At 60.5% G+C, this 18,203-nt stretch carries 13 protein-coding genes; 5 read left to right on the forward strand and 8 right to left on the reverse strand.

The window, feature by feature from the left end:
* Positions 1-264: 264 nt before the first annotated feature.
* From rfbC to rfbA, 4 genes are all read left to right on the forward strand, one after another.
* Positions 265-837: a dTDP-4-dehydrorhamnose 3,5-epimerase gene (gene rfbC / locus SIN04_RS07505; RefSeq protein WP_134487968.1), complete on the forward strand. Its 573-nt coding sequence runs from the start codon at positions 265-267 to the stop codon at positions 835-837.
* Entirely contained in the window at positions 834-1,904 is a 1,071-nt protein-coding gene (rfbB, locus tag SIN04_RS07510; RefSeq protein WP_134487970.1) for a dTDP-glucose 4,6-dehydratase, read from the forward strand. Before rfbC ends, rfbB begins: the two co-directional genes overlap by 4 nt.
* Positions 1,901-2,776, forward strand: a complete 876-nt coding sequence (gene rfbD / locus SIN04_RS07515; protein ID WP_134487972.1) for a dTDP-4-dehydrorhamnose reductase — start codon at positions 1,901-1,903, stop codon at positions 2,774-2,776. Before rfbB ends, rfbD begins: the two co-directional genes overlap by 4 nt.
* Positions 2,777-2,857: 81 nt before the next feature.
* The gene (rfbA, locus tag SIN04_RS07520; RefSeq protein WP_134487974.1) at positions 2,858-3,727 is read left to right on the forward strand and encodes a glucose-1-phosphate thymidylyltransferase RfbA; all 870 of its coding nucleotides are present in this window, start codon (positions 2,858-2,860) and stop codon (positions 3,725-3,727) included.
* Between the two features lie 32 nt (positions 3,728-3,759).
* Here rfbA and SIN04_RS07525 read toward each other — a convergent pair whose 3' ends face one another.
* Positions 3,760-4,944 carry a polysaccharide biosynthesis/export family protein gene (locus tag SIN04_RS07525; RefSeq protein ID WP_134487976.1) on the reverse strand — a complete coding sequence of 395 codons (1,185 nt, stop codon included), beginning with the start codon at positions 4,942-4,944 and terminating at the stop codon, positions 3,760-3,762.
* 234 nt (positions 4,945-5,178) lie between these two features.
* Here SIN04_RS07525 and SIN04_RS07530 point away from each other — a divergent pair, with 234 nt between their 5' ends.
* The gene (locus SIN04_RS07530; RefSeq protein WP_134487978.1) at positions 5,179-7,479 is read left to right on the forward strand and encodes a glycosyltransferase family 2 protein; all 2,301 of its coding nucleotides are present in this window, start codon (positions 5,179-5,181) and stop codon (positions 7,477-7,479) included.
* A 14-nt stretch (positions 7,480-7,493) separates the two neighbouring features.
* Here SIN04_RS07530 and SIN04_RS07535 read toward each other — a convergent pair whose 3' ends face one another.
* The 7 genes from SIN04_RS07535 to SIN04_RS07565 all read right to left on the reverse strand — a co-directional run bounded on the left by SIN04_RS07535 (position 7,494) and on the right by SIN04_RS07565 (position 17,962).
* Entirely contained in the window at positions 7,494-9,713 is a 2,220-nt protein-coding gene (locus tag SIN04_RS07535; RefSeq protein ID WP_134487980.1) for a glycosyltransferase, read from the reverse strand.
* A 10-nt stretch (positions 9,714-9,723) separates the two neighbouring features.
* The gene (locus tag SIN04_RS07540; RefSeq protein WP_134487982.1) at positions 9,724-10,647 is read right to left on the reverse strand and encodes an NAD-dependent epimerase/dehydratase family protein; all 924 of its coding nucleotides are present in this window, start codon (positions 10,645-10,647) and stop codon (positions 9,724-9,726) included.
* A gap of 13 nt (positions 10,648-10,660) precedes the next feature.
* Positions 10,661-12,199 carry a glycosyltransferase family 4 protein gene (locus SIN04_RS07545; protein WP_134487984.1) on the reverse strand — a complete coding sequence of 513 codons (1,539 nt, stop codon included), beginning with the start codon at positions 12,197-12,199 and terminating at the stop codon, positions 10,661-10,663.
* 100 nt (positions 12,200-12,299) lie between these two features.
* Positions 12,300-14,309 (reverse strand): glycosyltransferase family 2 protein, encoded by a 2,010-nt coding sequence (locus SIN04_RS07550; RefSeq protein WP_134487986.1) that lies wholly within the window; start codon positions 14,307-14,309, stop codon positions 12,300-12,302.
* 7 nt (positions 14,310-14,316) lie between these two features.
* Positions 14,317-15,372 carry a hypothetical protein gene (locus tag SIN04_RS07555; RefSeq protein WP_134487988.1) on the reverse strand — a complete coding sequence of 352 codons (1,056 nt, stop codon included), beginning with the start codon at positions 15,370-15,372 and terminating at the stop codon, positions 14,317-14,319.
* Between the two features lie 39 nt (positions 15,373-15,411).
* The gene (locus SIN04_RS07560) at positions 15,412-16,635 is read right to left on the reverse strand and encodes a hypothetical protein (protein ID WP_341264337.1); all 1,224 of its coding nucleotides are present in this window, start codon (positions 16,633-16,635) and stop codon (positions 15,412-15,414) included.
* A 25-nt stretch (positions 16,636-16,660) separates the two neighbouring features.
* Entirely contained in the window at positions 16,661-17,962 is a 1,302-nt protein-coding gene (locus tag SIN04_RS07565) for a hypothetical protein (protein ID WP_134487993.1), read from the reverse strand.
* Positions 17,963-18,203: the final 241 nt, after the last annotated feature.

The following is an 18,203-nucleotide window of genomic DNA, read 5'->3' on the forward strand; positions in this document are numbered from 1 at the left end:
TTTATCAGAGAAGCGATCAAAAACCCCCGAAATTACGCTTCTCATTCGCAAGCCGCCGTCAACGCGGGCCGCCACACTTAAAACGAGGCTTGCGATATTTCGACAAGATGATGCCGCAAATCAAAGAGATAAGCCGTGATCGGGCGTGGCGCCCAAGGCTTTTCAGCCGGATCATTTGCGCCGACCAGTAGACGAATAGCGCAAAACCTGCCCAATAGACGATCCATGATCGCGGAAACCATCCGGCGCGGCTATGGGGGATGAATGGAAGTCAAGACAACAGCTCTGCCCGGCGTTCTCGTGTTGAAGCCGCGCCGCTTTGCCGATTCGCGCGGCTACTTCGTTGAAACCTATAACCAGCGCGGCCTTGCCGAAGCCGGCGTCAGCGCCCAGTTCGTGCAGGACAACCAGTCCTTCTCGGCGAAGGCTGGGACCATCCGCGGCCTGCATTTTCAACTGCCGCCCGCGGCGCAGACGAAACTCGTCAGGGCCTTGCGCGGAAGCATTTTTGACGTCGCCGTCGATCTGCGTCAGGGCTCGCCCACATTCGGGCGCTGGATCGGCGAAACCCTGACCGCCAGCGGCGGGGAACAGCTCCTGATCCCGCGCGGCTTCGCGCATGCGTTCTGCACGCTGGAGGACGACGCCGAAGTCGCCTATAAGGTCGATGATTTCTATGCGCCGAAATGCGACAGCGGGCTCATCTGGAACGACCCTGACCTCAGCATCGACTGGCCAATCGATCCGGCTTCCGTGATCCTCTCGGACAAGGACGCGAAGCTCGGATCTTTCAAAGCTTTCGCTTCGCCCTTCCGCTACGAGGCCGCCTCACCATGACTGTCGCAGCCAGACGCATTCTCGTCACCGGTGGAGCCGGATTCATCGGCTCCGCGGTTGTGCGCGAGATCATCGGCCATACGCCGCATTCCGTGCTCGTCGTCGACAAGCTGACCTATGCCGGCAATCTCGATTCGCTTGCGCCCGTTGCCGACGATCCGCGCTATTCCTTCATCCGTGCGGACATCGTCGACGCCCCGCTCATGAACGAGATTTTCGCCGCCTTCAGGCCCGACATCGTCATGCATCTCGCAGCCGAAAGTCATGTCGACCGCTCGATCGACGGGCCCGGCGAATTCATCCGAACCAATGTCGTTGGAACCTTCACCCTGCTGCAGGCGGCGCTCGGTTTCTGGCGCTCATTGACGGAGCCGCAGCAAAGCGCATTTCGCTTTCATCATATCTCGACCGATGAAGTCTTCGGCTCGCTCGGCGACGAGGGCTTTTTCGCCGAGACGACGGCCTATAGTCCGAACTCGCCCTACTCCGCCTCGAAGGCTTCCTCCGACCATCTCGTCAACGCGTGGCGGCACACCTATCAGCTGCCGACCATCATCAGCAATTGCTCGAACAACTACGGCCCTTATCATTTCCCTGAAAAGCTGATCCCGCTGACGATCATCAATGCGCTCGAAGGCAAGCCTTTGCCGGTCTATGGCGCGGGCGCCAATATTCGCGATTGGCTCTTCGTCGAGGACCATGCGCGCGCGCTGCTGACGGTTGCGACGCAAGGCGCAGTCGGTCAATCCTATTGCATCGGCGGACATAATGAAAAGAGCAACCTCGACGTAGTCCACGCGATCTGCGCGCTAGTCGATGAGCTTGCCCCTGATCCTGCGATCGAACGCCGCGCCGGGCTCATCACTTTCGTCACGGATCGTCCGGGTCACGATCTTCGCTATGCGATCGATCCGGGCAAGATCGCCGTGGAGCTTGGCTGGCGTCCGCGCGAAACCTTCGAGTCTGGATTGCGCCAGACCGTTGAATGGTATCTTGAAAATCGCGCCTGGTGGGACCGCATCAGATCCGGCGTCTATCGTGGCGAACGCCTCGGGGTTGTCGCGTGATCCTCATATTGGGAGCCGGCGGACAACTCGGGCAGGAACTTCAGCGTAGCGCATCCAACAAGGCGGTTCCTCACAGAGCGTTCTCGCACGCCGAGGTTGACATCGCCGACGCCAGCGCCGTCGCGCGCGCCCTTGACGCAACCACACCGACCGTCGTCGTCAACGCCGCCGCCTACACCAAGGTTGACCTCGCCGAAAAAGAGATCGAGGCCGCGCGGCTCGGCAATGAGATCGGGCCGGGGATCATCGCAGGAGTCTGCGCCGCAGAGCGAACGCCGCTCATCCACATCTCGACCGACTATGTTTTCGATGGCGCGAAGTCAGCTCCTTACGTGGAAAGCGATCCGATCTCGCCGCTCGGCGTCTATGGCCGCACCAAGGCCGCGGGCGAAGCGGCCGTTCGCGAAGCGACAGACCATCATATTATTTTGCGCACTTCCTGGGTCTATGGGGAATTCGGCAATAATTTTTTGAAGACCATACTGCGACTGGCTAGGGAGCGTGACGAGCTGCGCGTGGTGGCCGATCAGCGTGGATGTCCGACGTCGACGCGCGATATCGCCGATGCGATTTTGCGCATCGCGCCCCGGATCGCCTCCGACGCCAATTTATATGGCATATATCATTTTGCAGGGGCCGGAGCGACGACCTGGCACGGATTTGCGAACCGCATCGTAGACACGCAAGCGCCCATCACAGGGCGGCGTCCTGGCGTCGTCGCCATAACGAGCGCGGACTATCCAACGCCTGCGCGCCGTCCCGCCAATTCCGTGTTCGATTGCGGCCTTTTCGAGCGTAGCTTTGGATTTAGCGCTCATTCCTGGAGCGAAGAAACCGATGCGATCGTCAAGCTGCTCACCGGCGACGGATGAAGCCTGAATTTTTAAAGAAAGCATACGGTTCCTTTGGGAGCCATACGGTTCAAGGGCGGCGGCGGAAAAAGGCGATTGGTCATGCGTAAAGGCATCATTCTGGCGGGCGGTTCCGGGACGCGCCTACATCCGCTGACGCTGGTGACGTCAAAACAACTCCTGCCCGTCTATGACAAGCCGATGATCTATTATCCGCTGTCGACATTGATGCTGGCTGGAATCCGCGACATTCTCATCATCTCAACGCCGCAGGATCAAGCCGCGTTCAGGCATCTTATCGGTGATGGAAGCCAATGGGGCCTGCGCATCGACTATGCGGTCCAGGCGTCTCCCGATGGACTGGCGCAAGCCTTTCTCATCGGCGCGGATTTTCTCGATGGCGATCCTGCATGTCTGATCCTCGGCGACAATCTCCTCTATGGCCACGGCCTGTCGGAAACGTTGCAGCGCGCCAACGCCTCGAGCGGATGCGCCACCGTCTTCGGCTATTCCGTCGACGAACCGGAGCGCTACGGCGTTATCGAATTCAACGAGACGGGCGATGTGCTATCGATCGAGGAGAAGCCGCAACAGCCGAAGTCCAACTGGGCCGCGATCGGCATCTATTTCTACGACGCCGACGTCGTCGATCTTGCCCACAGTCTGCGTCCCTCGGCGCGAGGGGAACTCGAAATCACCGACCTTAACAATCTCTATATTGGTCAACAACGGTTGAAGCTCGAAAGGCTAGGTCGAGGCTTTGCCTGGTTCGACGCCGGCACACATGATTCCCTGATGGAGGCGGCGGAGTTCGTTCGCGTCCTTCAACACCGGCAGGGCCAGCTCATCTCGGCGCCGGAAGAGATTGCCTATCTCAACGAATGGATCAGCAAGGATGATTTCGCGCAACTCGCAATGAAGCTCGGCAAGACGAAATATGGCCGCCGTCTGCTCGACCATTTCAAGTCATGAGCGCACCGGCCGTCAGAGCGCGAGATCACTCACTAACACTTGATATAGGCGCAGGCGCTGAGCCCCGTCAGCGCCGGGCTCGATATCATGCTCACGATTTGCATGACTTTCTCAGCGTCCGTGATCGGGGCGTTCGAGACATAGAGCAGGTCTCTGTTCTGGATGCGGAAGCCCTGGGCGATGAAGAGGCTCGCCGCATCGCGCAGGTTCAGCCTGTAGACGACCGGCGTCACCCGATTATGTGCAGCGAGCGTTGAGCCGGGAGCCAACGCGCGGACGACGCTCTCGGGCTCGAAGCGGAATATGAAAACGCCGGCGGGGTCGGAACGGAAATCCATAAGTCCGCCGGCCTTGGCGAGAGCCTGAGACAGACTGATGCCTTCGGCATCGAACGGGATCTCGGCGTTCTTGCCCGTCGCGCCATAAGCGATGAAGGTTTGCGGGTCCCGGATCAACGTCAGCACGTCGTTGGGGCGCAAATAGATATTTTCCTTCGGATCCGAGGAGACGCGGCTCATTGCGACGCGAACCGTCTCCTGACCTCTCGAAAGTTGAACATAGGTCTCGTTCACCGGCGCCCTGATGCCGCCCGCGGTCGCGATGACGTCCATGACCCGGTCGCCCCTGACGCTCAAGGGCACGCGCGCGCCATTGACGACTTCGCCCGTAACGGTGACGCTATTGCTGACCGACTTCGGCATATTGATCAGAACCTGCGGCTCGATCGCTTTTCCCGCGAGCGCATGTTCGACGATGCCCTGTACCTCCTGCGTCGTGCGTCCGGCTACTTTGATCCGGCCAGCGTAGGGAACGCTGATGGAGCCGTCGCGGCCTACAATCTGATCCGGTATCGTCGAACTTTTTGAGCCCGTGCTGAACCTGTCGCTGACGAGCGGCGCGGAAAACAATCCGCCGGCGCCGGCTTCCCATATGGTCACGGAAACCGTGTCGCCAACGCCGATTTTTGGCTCGACTGAGGGCCTGTAATCCCCGAAATGTGTGAGGAAACTATCCGGACCGCGATGCCGCAATATATCGAGCACTGAAGAATTGATGTCGACAATTTCATAGCGCTGCACGCCGGGCGACGTGGACTGAGCGATCACGTCATCCGTACTGGGACCAGATCCGCTGAGAAGGGTCCCACAGCCGGTCAGGGCAAGCAACGCCGCGCCGGAAAGCAGAATGCCTGCGACATTCAAGAAATCATTCCGCATTCACGACCCATCCATATTAGCCTCAGCGTTATCATTCCTGCCGCCTCGGTGCCATCCCCGAGGCTCGCCGGACAACTCTTATCCTGAGGGTGTAGCGAATAGGTCACAACAAACCCTTGATCCAATAAAATTCGCCATGCGACGCTTCATCTCAAAATGGGACAATGGCATGAAAGTCGACGGAAACTCTGACGGGAGGCATAACATCGTTAATGTCAATTGCTTGGACTCCTTATGCCTATGCCGCTGAAAATCGGGAATCTTAAGGCAGCGCCCCATCTTGCAAGTCTCTTGCTGATTGCGCGCAGCCGCATTTTCGACGCGAACTGGTACAAAACGGAATACCCCGAGAGCGTCGCCCGAGGCTTTAGTCCCCTCGTTCATTATCTGCTGGAAGGCGCGCGGCAGGGGGCGCGCCCACACATCCTCTTCGATCCAGTCTGGTATCGTCGAAGCCGAGCGCCGACCCAAAGAGACCAGAACCCTCTGCTCGATTACATCAAATATGGCGCCGCCGAGGGATTCGAGCCGTCCCCATATTTTTCATCCTCCTATTATCGCAAGCTCGCTGGCGATCTTCGCGGCCTGACCCCCCTCGGCCATTTCATCGCCCATGGCCTGCCGCGCGGGGTCTCGCCGACGCTCCTCTTTGACCGCGACTGGTACCTCTCCCAAAATTCCGACGTCCGCGAGGCCGGGTTCGATCCGTTCCTTCATTTCGTTGCATCCGGCTCACGCGATGGACGCTCCCCGGGGCCGCTCTTTGATGCATCCTGGTATCGCATGAAGAATGCCGACGTTCGAGATGGAGGTTTTGAGCCCCTGCCCCATTATCTCGCCTTTGGCGCCGCCGAAGGCCGCAAACCGCATGAGCGTTTCGATCCCGCCTTTTATGCCGCCAAGGCATCCGATCCGCTCGTCACGCCAGAAAACGCATTGGTCGAATATGCAGAGGTCGGCCGCGAGCAATGGCGAAGCAGCCATGCCTTCCTGCCGCCGCCCGATTCGCCTGTCGCGGCCTTTGAACAGTTCCCATGGCGCCACCCAGGCTCGCGGAGCGAGCGATTTGACGCGCCCTTTCGGGTTCTCATCGTCGATCTTGCTCCCTCGCCATCGGCCAGAGCGCGCAACATCGAGCTTTGCCGCGCGCTCAACACCTTGCCGCAACTCGATGTCCACATATTAACGAACGCGCCGCCGGGCTTTGCGCAGGCCGCCGGCGCAACGCTTGATCTTTCACGTTCCGAGTTCGCCTCACTCGACCACGCCGTCGTCGTGGACCGCCTGCTGCGCGCATTGAAATTTCGCGACCCGCGCGCACTCGTCATCGAGGCGGAAAACGCCATTCCACAGCTTCCGGAAACATGTGCGGCGCTCAACCTTCCCTATTATCGACTTGACGTTGACACCGCGCGTTCAACCGCTGAGTGGACTGAACTTCTACATACCCGCACGGGCTATTGCGCGCTACCAAGGCCGACGATCTCTGTCATCATTCCGAATTACAATCACGCGCGCTATCTCGACGAGCGGCTGAAGTCGATTTTCGCCCAACAGTCTCCACCTGATGAAATTATCTTCCTCGACGATGCGTCGGATGACGAGAGCCTTGCCATTGCGCGAGCCTCGAAAGCCAGATCGAAAATCCCATTCGCTATCTTGACCAATCCACGCAACAGCGGCTCGCCGTTCAAACAATGGGCGAAAGGCGTTTCGCAGGCGAAATGCGATCTCGTCTGGATCGCCGAGAGCGACGACTCGTCAGATCCTCGCTTCTTGCAACGCATGACGGAAAGCTTCACGGATCCCGACGTCGTTCTCGCCTATAGCGATTCAGAGGTGATCGGAACACGGGGGGAAATCCTGGCGCAAAGCTATAGATTTTATACCGACACGCTCGACGAGCTCAAATGGCTCACCGGATACGTCGAGAGCGGAGCTAGCGAGATCCTGACGACGCTCGCGATCAAGAACACGATTCCGAATGTCAGCTCGGCCGTGTTCAAACGAACGGCGCTCGTTGACGCCATCAGACAAATCCAGGATTTTCGATATTGCGGCGACTGGCGGGCCTATCTCGCGTGCTTGCGACAGGGCAAGATCGCCTTTCGCCCTGAGGCGTTGAACAGGCACAGGCAGGAACCCGGCGGCGTGACGCAGGGCGGCGAACGCGCGACCTTAGGCGTTCAGGAGGCGCTCGTCATCAAACAGGATATCTTCGCTCATTCTCAATGTACGAACCGCGTGGTCTGGCTCAGCCTGGCTCAAACAGTGTTCGAATATGAGATGCGATCGCTGGCGCTGGCGGGAGGACGCCCGGCCTTCACGGCGAATGAGGCTCTGGCCAACTCTCTTCATGAAATGTCGGTCGTCATAGGCCGGCAGCGCCCTCACTATTTCGCGCATCAAGAGGAAGTTTCGCTGTATGTGCGCGCTCTCGCCGAAAGTTCGACTGGTCTCGACAAGGCCGCCCGTGAGGCGCTCGTCGCCCGCGTTCTCACCGAGCTGAGAGTGATAGCGAAGCGGGAGGCGTGATTTTTCCGGCGCGGTTATCTGCGTCGCGCCACCACGATGTCCTGGAAGTCATGAATGGCGCCGGGAACGATAGTCTCGATATCGAACCATTTGGTCCAGACGGCGTCGATCCATCGCCTGTTCACGAAAGTGACGCCGTAATCATAAAGCGAGGACGTAAGGTGCCCGCTCTGGCGCGTGAAGTGAAATCCATCGCCTTCCGCCAAAGCCTTGCCTGCGCCCTGGAGCGCATCGGCGGGTATGCATAGGAGATCAAGAATATTCGACTCGGCGCTGGCCCGCTGGATAGCCCGATCGCCATGGACTGTCAGCATCAAAATCGCGCCAGGGCGCGTCACCCGCCATAATTCATTGAGATAAAAACGATGATCCTCGTCATTCATATGGGTGAAGACGGAAATACTGACGACCGCGTCGAAACGTTGATCCGCGAAGGGAAGCGGTTGACGCGGCGCAGTTTGCAGGGCCTTGACCCACGGCAGATTGCCGCGCACCCATTCAACCATGTGAGGGTCGACGTCCACGCCGACATAGACGCCGCGATAGCCCTTGAAGAGCCGCGCCACGCGCCCGGCGCCAACGCCGAAATCGAGCCAGGCGCGATAGGAGGCCAGCGGCGCCGGGCTCGCTGCGGCGAGAGCGCGCATGATATCGACGCCATGCCGGGTGAAATCCTCCGTGCGGCTTAGTCCAGAGGTCGCGGTCATCAATGCAAGCGGCGGGAAAGGCGCGATATGCGAGGCCTCCGCGGAATCAATGTGCAGAGCGCCCTCATTATAGGCCAGCCAGGAGTCGAGCGGTCCCTCGACGCCGAGCTGCGCCGGATTTGAACCGGATTGATCCGCACCTTCCGTTTCGATCGGCGCGGCCGTGGCTTCCGCCGCATCGACGCCGCCGAGCGCATGCGCGCGATACATGGCGAGAACATCTTTCGCCATATCCGCTGGCGCGCGATCGTAAGACGTCGCAGCGCTGAGGCGGGCTGCAAGCTCCGGATCATCGGCGACCTTGTGCAAGACCGCCGTCAGACTGGCGACATCCCCCCGTGAAAAATGGAAACCATTGCGGCCGTCCTGCACAAATTCCGTCATGCCCAGCACATCGGAAATGATAACGGGCGTATGGGTGGCGAGCGCCTGAAGCAACACGAGCGGGCTGTTCTCGTACCAGGTGGAAGGGATGACGAGGTAGTCGAGGCCCGCCAGCGCGCCGGCGAGTTCCTGGCGCGGCAAGGTCCCCTGAAATCGAACAGGGAGTCCCTCGGCCTTTTGCCGCAGCGTCGCGTAATAGGCCGGGTCCTGGTCATCTGGACCCCAGATCTGCAGCGAGAGATTTTGCCGTCCGCTCGCACGAAGGGAGTCGAGCAAAAGATGCGCGCCCTTATGGGGAAATAATTGCCCGATGAATCCCAGTCTGACGCTGTCCCCGCGCGCGCGCGCCGGCTTGGGACTGCGATCAATCTCGACACCAAAATGACTGATGTGCATCGGCGCCGGAAACGCATTGGCCTCATAAGCGCGCTTCAAGAAAAGTGTCGGCGCGATCGCTTCGCAATAGACGCCCATCGCGCGGCGCAGAATATCGGGCCGCACGACAATGTCGTTCGGCTCAAAACCGCTGATGCTGAATGGGTTTTCCTCGCGCCGGCCGAGCCGTGCGAGCCCTTTTGCCACGAACGGCCGCAAACGCCGGTCAGCGCCGAGGCGGGTTAACGGCTTCGCGTCGGGACGCGCGCCGACGAGCTGGAGGAAACAGGCGATGCAATTGGCGCGGGCTTCATCGGGTCCCGCGCAGAGTTCTCCCTGCGCATTCTCGAGCCGGTTGTTGTAGCAAAAGCCGAAGAAGTCCGTGAGCGTCGCAAATACCGGAATCCCCATGGCGCGCGCGACGTCGAGCAGAGCCGTCGTGTGGCTGATCAGGTGACAGACGTGAACGACGTTGGGCTGGATCTTGCGCAGCAGACGCTCATGCAGATTACGAAGCGAGGGTTGCTCATAGGTGTCGCGAACGCTGCGGTTCGGAAAAAGATTCTTGTCGATCGAAATGACGCGGACGCCATCATAGACCCGCTCCTCGATGAGCCGTTTTTGCGCCGGTTCGCCAGCGAGCGTCGCGGTAATGACGACAGGCTCCTCCCCTAAAGCGATCAGCTCCTTGGCGAGCGTCAGAGCATAGGCCTCGGTGCCATAAAAATGCGCCGGGAAAAAACAGTGAACGTAGAGCGCGATTCTCATGAGCGATCCTTCACGCGCGCTCTGCCAGGCTCTTGAGCGTTCGCGCGATCCCCTCGGCAAACGGGACCCGCGTCGACCAGCCAATTTCGCGCGTGGCGCGCGAAGGGTCGAGGACAGAAAAGGGCGCGTCGAACGCGCGCGCCGGACGCCGGTCGACCTTGACGGGTCTTTGCAGATGCTGCTCGAGGATGGCTATAATGTCGTTCAATGAACGCCCTTCTCCACTGCCGATGTTGAGAGCGAAAGATGAATCCCCGGCGCGGGCGGCGCGCATGAGCGCGTCGACGGCGTCGTCGATATAGACATAGTCCCGCACCGTCGAGCCGTCGCCGAAGAGCACGATCGGCGCGCCGCTCAACGCCGCCTTGCTGAATTGCGTGACGGCGCCGAAAAGCCGCTCCGGGTTTTGTCCGGGACCGAAGAGATTTCCAATGCGGAGCGATACGGGACGAATGGTGTTTGAGGCGGCAAAAAGATCAAGATAGGCCTCAACGGTGCGCTTCGAGACGCCATAGGCCGAGATCGGATTCAGCGGATGATCTTCCGTAGCGCGCGCCTGTTGCAGAGGGCCATAGATCGCGCCGCCGGAGGATGCGAAGACGAAACGCAGGGCCGCTCCAGGCGCGATGCTCTCGATAAGCCGCAAGGAGCCGACAATGTTTTCGCGGGCGTCCTCGGAGGGCGCGAGAGACGCCTCGGCGGGAATCGTCGACCAGCTCAAATGATAGATCACGTCGATCCCGCAAAGGATCTCCGGCAAAGGCGCCTTTGGATCTATGAGGTCGATCTGGCGCCATATAAGGCGCGGATGCGGCGCAAAGGGATTAGTCTTGCGTCCGGCCGCGATCACGGTTTCACCCGAGGCGAGCAGTGCTGGAACCAGGGCTCGCCCGAGAAAACCGCTGGCGCCGGTAACGAGGGCTTTGCCCGTCATGATCGCGGCGCCCCTACAACGGAAAAACAATCGCGTCCGGAAGTCCGGGCGTCATATCAAAATCACGCGGTGCGACATCCCGGTAGAGATTGTGGTAGGAGACGGCCATCTTCTCGACGGAAAAACGCTCTTGCGCGATGGCGTGGTTGCGTCGGCCGAGCGCCTTGAGACGATCGCGGTCATCGAGCAGCGAAACGATGAGCGCCGCCGTTTCTTCGAGAGTTTCGCCAAGGGTTTCGTCGCTCTGGAGAATTTCCGGCACCGCGCCGACGCGATAGCCGGCGACGGCGAGCCCGGCGCTCATCGCAAAGGGGATGACCTGGCCGAAACTCTCCTGCCGCACCGGCGCAACGAATGTCTTGAAGCGCGCAAGATGCGCCGGCAATTCCTCATAAGGAACATAGCCGGTAAATTCAAAATGGGGCAGCAGTCCCTCCTGCTCGACGCGGCTGCGGAAATGCGCGAACAGGGAGCCGTCGCCTATGATGATCGCTCGAGTCGCCGGGCGCTTCCTGATGACCGCGATGAACAGCTCTATCGCATCGGCGTTGAGCTTGTCGTTCTCCAGACGGTAGATCATGCCGATCGCATCAAAAGCCCCAGGCGTCTCGCTCAAGCGCGGAGCGAAACGTGCAAGATCAATCCCCGGATGAATGACCGTCGCCGGAACAGTGGAGATAAATTGATCGAAAACGCTTTGAGAGACAAACACATTGCGAGCCACGGGCGCATCGGAAAAAGGCGCCACCGGCGTGTTGACGTTCTGCACGATGAGACATCCGAATTCGGCGGCCATTTCAAAGATCACGCGATACCACGGTTCATCGACGTCGCCCCAATAATGAACATGGACGATGTCGGGCCGGAAGCGGCTGAAGACGCTGCGCACCAGATGCGACGAGGCCGGCTGCGGGACCAATCTGATGGTCATTCCCTTGTGCGAGCCGCGCGCCGGCAATGCAGACGTTATGACCTCCATCTCGATCCGATGGCCAAGATAATCATGCAGGTCGACGACGAGCTGGGTCGAGCCTCCAACCCAGACATTGGCGATCGCGTGCAACACGCGCGGACGCCGCGCCAGACCGATTCTCTGACGAAGCCGGACTGCATAGGGCGGCGGCTGGAACAGGCCGAACGAGCGGCGCAGATTTCGCCATAAAGCCGGGACGCGGATACGCTTTGTCCACTCGCCGCGCTCCGCGTCGAACGTCAGCCTTTGGCTTTGGAAAGTGGCTTCTTCAATCCGCTTTCCCGTCGCAGGCCAACGCCAGATAAAGGTCACGGCCTTCCAGACGAGGAGACATGCGCCGATGAGAAACTTGACCGCCATACGCAGCAAGGACGCCGCGCGCAAAAAAGGGGTCAACCGCGCAAGCCGCGCCTCGACGTCGGCGAGATGATCCTGCACCATCATGAGGTCGCGCTTTAGCGCGAGACGCTCGCGCGCGGCCTCATCAGCGGCACAGCGCATCGGGTCGTCAAAGGCGGCGTCCTGGGGCGGCGACGCCGGCGTTTCGCTGGCGCGGGCGCTCGCGGCGAATTCGGCCAATCATTCCTCCATGCCGTCGCTGGATCGATCGGACCGGCAAAGCCGAGGGGCAAAGCGGTCAGATAGCGCCTTTGGGCCGTGAGATCAACAAACCGCCTGTTCAGGCCAGAGCGCAAGCGAGACTGAACAGGGACAGCCCCGGATGATAAAAGGGGTCATCGCGCAGCCGATCCGCCCAACGGCTCTGAAAATAGGCGCGCTCCTTTGCGTGGGCGTCAAGCCGCCGGAAAGTCGCTTTTCCGCGGCTCGCCGATTCAAAATGCGTCAGGCGCGCGAGCGGCGTCCAGACGGTCTGATAGCCGAGCTCCTCGAGACGCAGGCAGAGGTCGATGTCGTTGAATTCTATCGGTAATCGAAGCTCGTCGAAGCCTCGCGCCGCGAGAAATTTCTCCCGCCTGACAGCAAGACAGGCGCCCGTCACCGCCGAGATCTCATGCACGACCGCGTTGCGCTGAAGCCAGCCGCCGGCAGAGGCCGCAAGGCCAGCGTCGCAATGGCCGCCGCCTTCGCCCATTCCGACGACAATCCCCGCGTGCTGAATGCGCCCGTCCGGGTAAAGCAGCATGCAACCGACGGCCCCCGTCGCCGGTTCGCAGGCGCAAGCAACCAGTTCGTCAAGCCAATGGCCCTCCGTGATCTCGATGTCATTGTTCAAGAACACCAACACCTCACCCGTGGCTCTCGCCGCCCCAAGATTACAGAGCCGGGAGAAATTGAAGGGTCCAGCTACGTCGATGCGCGTCACGCGGGGATCGCGTTCCATCGTGGCCAAAGCGGCGAGAGCCGCCGGATCCGTGCTGCCATTATCGACGATGACAAGATCGAATGCAGGGTAGGCGGTTCGCTCCAGCAGGGTCGTGACGCTCCGACGCAGCATGGCGGCGTGATCACGCGTCGGCATGACAATCGTGACACGCGGCGCGCTGGTCATTTTGTCACGCGGCGGGCCCGGCAAAATGAGCGGATCCCGCCATTGCGTCTCGATGAGCGGACGCGGAATGTGCAAAACCTCTTTGCGGCCGAGATCGAACAGGATTTTGCGCGCAAAGCTGGTTTCCTCGATTGCTTCGGGCGCAGGCGGAACGTGGCCGCGCGCAAATCCAAGCCGAGCGAGCAGCAACCGGCCGACATAGGGCCGGCGCGCTTCAAAGCGGGGGCTCCAGTCCGGCTTGAAGACCGGCGCAAGGTCCATCTCTTCGTCGCAATAAGCGGCGACGGCGTCTGGGGCGCGCTCCATCGTCTCAATGAAACAGGCGAGCGCATGGGGCTTCAGGCGATCGCCGAACGCGATAAATCCAAGAAGGTCACGATCTTCGCCCGCTAGCGCATCGACATCGAGGCGGCGGATTCGCGCGTCTTTCGCTGCCAGCGGCGCGACCTGCCCCGCCGCTCCCGCAATCAAAAGCGTCCAGCGCGGAAAAATCTGCGCCCGCAACGCCTCTATCGCGCCGTCAATGCTCGCGGGCGTCGTTGTGTCATCGAGGCGCGCAACAAGCTTCACCATGGGCGCGTTCGCCCAATCGCGGCGCGGAAGCTCCGGGCCACCAAGATCAGCTGCGACGGAAAGTCTTTTTTGATAGCTCGGCCAAGAGGACAGAGGCGCATGCTGCGTCGCCCAACGGAAGTTCATCTCCGCTTCGGGTCTCCATCCGAGAGCGAAAGTCGCGAGCGTGCTGATGAACCGGCCTCTATCGCCGCGCCACCCCAGGCGCAGAACCTCGGCAACATCGAGAATTTCAATCGCCTCGATGAGGAAGCTGAACCGTCCCTTTTGCGCGACCGGCGATATCCAGATATCGGTTGTTTCATCGGGCGCAATGGCAAGGCCCTCCCCGCGCCCGAGCACGGGCCCCGGCAGCAGATGCCAGCTGATTTCCTGCGAGCCGCGCCGAAAGCTGATCATCGGACGCGCCGGACGATCGTAGAGGCTGAGCCGGTAGCGTATTTTGAACCAGCGCGAACGAGGAAGGCGCGGTTGCGCCGCGATCGTAAGCCACGGCCGCGTGCTCAAGGCTTCGAAGTGCGGCGCCTGACCTTCGGCGTCCAGCGCCGGAACCAAATCAACGATCGTCCGCTTTGATTCGGCGACGCGAGCGGAGACGGGGTCCATCCTGCGGTCAAACCGTCTCGACCGAAGCCGGCGTCAAAACGCGCCTTGCTTCCGCATAGACCTCAAGATCCTGTTCGATCAAGCCGCGCGCGGAACCCATCTCGCGCAGGATATTGGCGAAACCTGCGACTGTCTTGCTGGAGCCGAGTGAAATCGGGGCAAAGGTCCGAGGCAGGTCGAGCACGGCCCCAACGAGGGCGAGGAACGAGTCTGGATCGTCGCGCAGCCCGACGGCGTCGATTTCCGCGAGCGAATCAAGGGCAGCCGCGACCGCGGGGGAAGGTGGCGGATCGAAGGCGTTGGGCGCGGCGAGCTGATAGACGAGCGGATTATAGAGCAGCGTCCGTAATTCGTCGGAGGGGCGCGACAAGAGCGCCTCCAGCGCAGCTGCATCGCTAAGATCGAGATCGCGAACGGCGCCGGTGCAGGTCTGCAGCATGGGCATCAAGGAATTGGCGCTGGAGCTCGCCTCGGGCGTCGACGCCCATTTCAGGATCAAAAGACGCTCCGCCATCTCCTCGAACGGATCACGCAGCAAAATGCCCATTTTGAATCCGCGATCGTGCAGCAGCGGCTCCCAGACCCGCCAGAAAATGCGGCCTGACGCGTAAATCGAGTTCGTAAAGGGCATCGCGAAAATCGATCTTGTCGTCTCCTCCGGAAGAAGCTCGATCGCCCGGTAGGACATCTGAAAGCGGTGAAGCATCTCCTCATCGAGCGCGAAAGACCGAAACAATTGCGTTTCAAGACGCAGGAATTTCTGCTGGATCAGATCGCCGCCGGCGCCGCGCCGATAGATCAACACATTATTTTCGCCGTCCGTGATCTCGAGCTTCGCGGCCGCGCCAATTCCAGGGCAATTTGATTCATCGGCGACAAAGCCGCAAATGCCGGTGTTGTGCAGGCCCTGCTCCTTGAGCAAAGGACGATAGACGAAAGCCTCGACCGCGACATGATGGTCAGCATCAAGATGAACGATCACTCGCGGCGTCGTTGCCGGATTGTCCGGCATCAGCCAGCCGATGATCCTTTCGCCGACATCTTCGTCGATGCTGAATAACATTGGCTCCCCGGTTGCTGCGCGGCCGCCCGAAGCGGCTTCCTAATCGATGTGCCTGCGATCTCGAATGCCGGCGATCAATAGCATCGCCACGGCCCAGAGTCCGAAGGCGCATATGCCGACGAAAGCGACCGATCTCGCGCGGCGCGGATATTCGGCAACGTCCGGCTTTTCCGGCGGGACGAAAAGAGCGATATAGATGTGCTGGCGCTCGGATTCCTCGCGCGCTTTCTCGTAGGCTGCCTGTGCGACTTCGAGAAGACGTTCCGAAAAACGCCGCTCCAACTCCTGCTGCTCGAACTGCGCGATGGTTCGGGCGGCCGTCTTGGCCTCGCCTTTCGGACTGGTCAGGGCCTCGGTCTGCGCCAAGATCTGGGCGTTAAGAGCCGCGATCTGGTCGGACAGGATTTTCTGTTGCGGCGAGTTCGACGCCATAATCCTGAGATTGGCGTCTCGTTGGCGCTCCAGAGACAGCTTTTCCTTTACGACGCCAAGGAGCCTCGCCGCCGCGAGATCGATCGTCTGCTGCGGATCGACCGTTCCTTCCTTGTTTCGCACGTCTCTAAGGCCGGTGAGAGCGGTGGCGTAACGCGCGCCGGCTCGCTGCATATCGTCCTCCGCCATGGCGAGGGCGTCCTTGCGCGCTCTGGCGGCGACGCTATCGACCATGCGTTCCGTGGCTTTTTCGACGGCCCGCGCGATAGCCAGCGCGTCATCGGGCGTAAAGCCTAAAACGCGCACGAGCACCAGCCCCGATACGCGATCGACAGTAACCGAAATCATCGATTGCCAATAGCGCCACAGAGCGTCATCGCTCGTTGACGCATCGAAGCGCGAAAGCCAATCCGCTTCGCGCCGCGAAAACATCGCGCGCAGCGAGCCGTCGGCGTCGAGTTCGCGCACGAGATTGCGGCTTCGCAAATAGTCCGCCGCCATGTAAGGCAAACGTCCGATATCGTTCTGTCCGCCACGGCGCATGAGCGTCGATACAATGCTTTGTTCGGCGACAAGGTCGCTGGCCGAGCGGATGCTGAAGCGAAACTCGACGGCATATTTATCGGCGGCGATCAATCCATAATAGAGGCTGGCGATCAGAACAGGCAGAATAACGCAAAGAGCGAAGGAAATCTGATGCCAACGCCATGACCCGAATTGATCAATCGGCACGGAGACGCGGCGCAAATCCTCGCGGAGCACAAAGTGCTCGACCGCAGATTCTCCGGTCGCCCGATCCTCCGGCCTGCTTTCAAGACGCGTCTCGCTCATGAGAAGATCGCCTGCCCCGACCCGTTCATCTTGCGTGATCGCGGACGCCGGCGACGGTCAGCGCGATCACCGCCCATGCTGTGAAAGCGCCGATAAGGATCGCCAAGATGGCGAAGCCGCGGCGCGGAAACAGAGAGCTTTGCGGCGTTGTCGGATCCTCGATGGAAACCAGATAGATATGGCGGCTGTTCGCGTCCGAGCGCGCATTATCCAACAGCTTTTCGGCCAGCTCGACCCTTTTTTCGGCCAGTTTCTTTTCAACGTCCAGCCGATCATAGTCCGCCAGCGCCGCCGATGCGGTCGAACCGTTGGCGCCTGCGCCCGTGATCCTCGATTCGAGCGCGGAGATCTGGGAGGACAGGATGTTCCGGTCCGATTGGAGGATCTTGATTTGCAGCGCGTCCGCGCCGAGCGAGGTGCGCGCGATCGCCAGCTTCACTTCGACTTCGGCGAGATCGCGCCGTAATTCCCCAATGGTTTCGCTCAACGAATGGGCGGAATCGAGTGGATCGATCGACATTCGCGTATTTCTGAACTGTTCGACGCGCGCGCGCCAAACGGCAAGCTTGTCCATCGCAGCCTTGACCTCGGCCTCTCCCCGCTCGGTCATGTCGCGCCGCATGCGGTCCAGAAGCTCGTTGACGACGATGTCGCAACGCGCGCGGATGGCGGTTGCGAGGCGCACGGAATCCTGGCGTGAAAACGTTTTGACCTTGACGGTCAGAATTCCCGAAGCGATTTCCACCGATGGATCGACCGCCTTGCGCCAGTAACGCAAGAAATCCTCCGGCGATCCTGACGGATTAAATCGCGCAATAAAATCGGCGCCGGGCGCGCTGAATATGGCGCGCAGATCAATAGCCTTGGACAGGTCGTCGATGATCGTCTGGCTGTGGATATAATCCGCGACGATAAAGACGTCCTGACTGGTGTTTAGAGATGCGAGCGTGCCAAGACCGGACGCCGCCAGCGCGTCGCTGCCGGGCAGCGACTCCGTCGTGCCCCGGACGGCGAAACGCATCTCGGAAATGAACTGATCGGACGCGATGAATTGAAAATAAATGAAGCTCGCGGCGACTGGCAGAACGACAAGGATGATAAAGCTTCGCCAAAACCAGGGTCCGTCATCGTCCACATCGATGGGTTTCGCGCCGGCGCCGGCTGCGCGCGAGCCCAATCGCGCCCGAAGAGCAGCAGCTTTGATGGCGATGGCGGCGATTTGCCGAACCGATTGGCGGACGCCTGCCCCGACGTCAATCGCGCCAACGGCCAAACGCGGGCCGGGGAGCCTTTGACGAACGGCGTCTTGCCTGATTTCGGACGTCATGCGGAACTACCGCCTCGCGACAGAGGACATTTGCGCGACGCGATCAAGAAGCTCGCGGCGAGAACCGGCGAAGCAGAGGCTTCCTGCTGAACACAAAATCTTACTCTTCCATTAACAATGCGTGATTAGAGAATCATTTCGTCCACGCTCATCGACGGTTTGCATTAGAATATTTTGCGCAGATTGCGATGCGCTCCGCGCCATGATGAACAAAACAGGCGCGGCGCCTGAAAATCGCCCG

Origin of the sequence: Methylocella tundrae (genome assembly GCF_038024855.1) — a bacterium.
In the GTDB taxonomy this organism is placed as follows: Bacteria; Pseudomonadota; Alphaproteobacteria; order Rhizobiales; family Beijerinckiaceae; genus Methylocapsa; species Methylocapsa tundrae.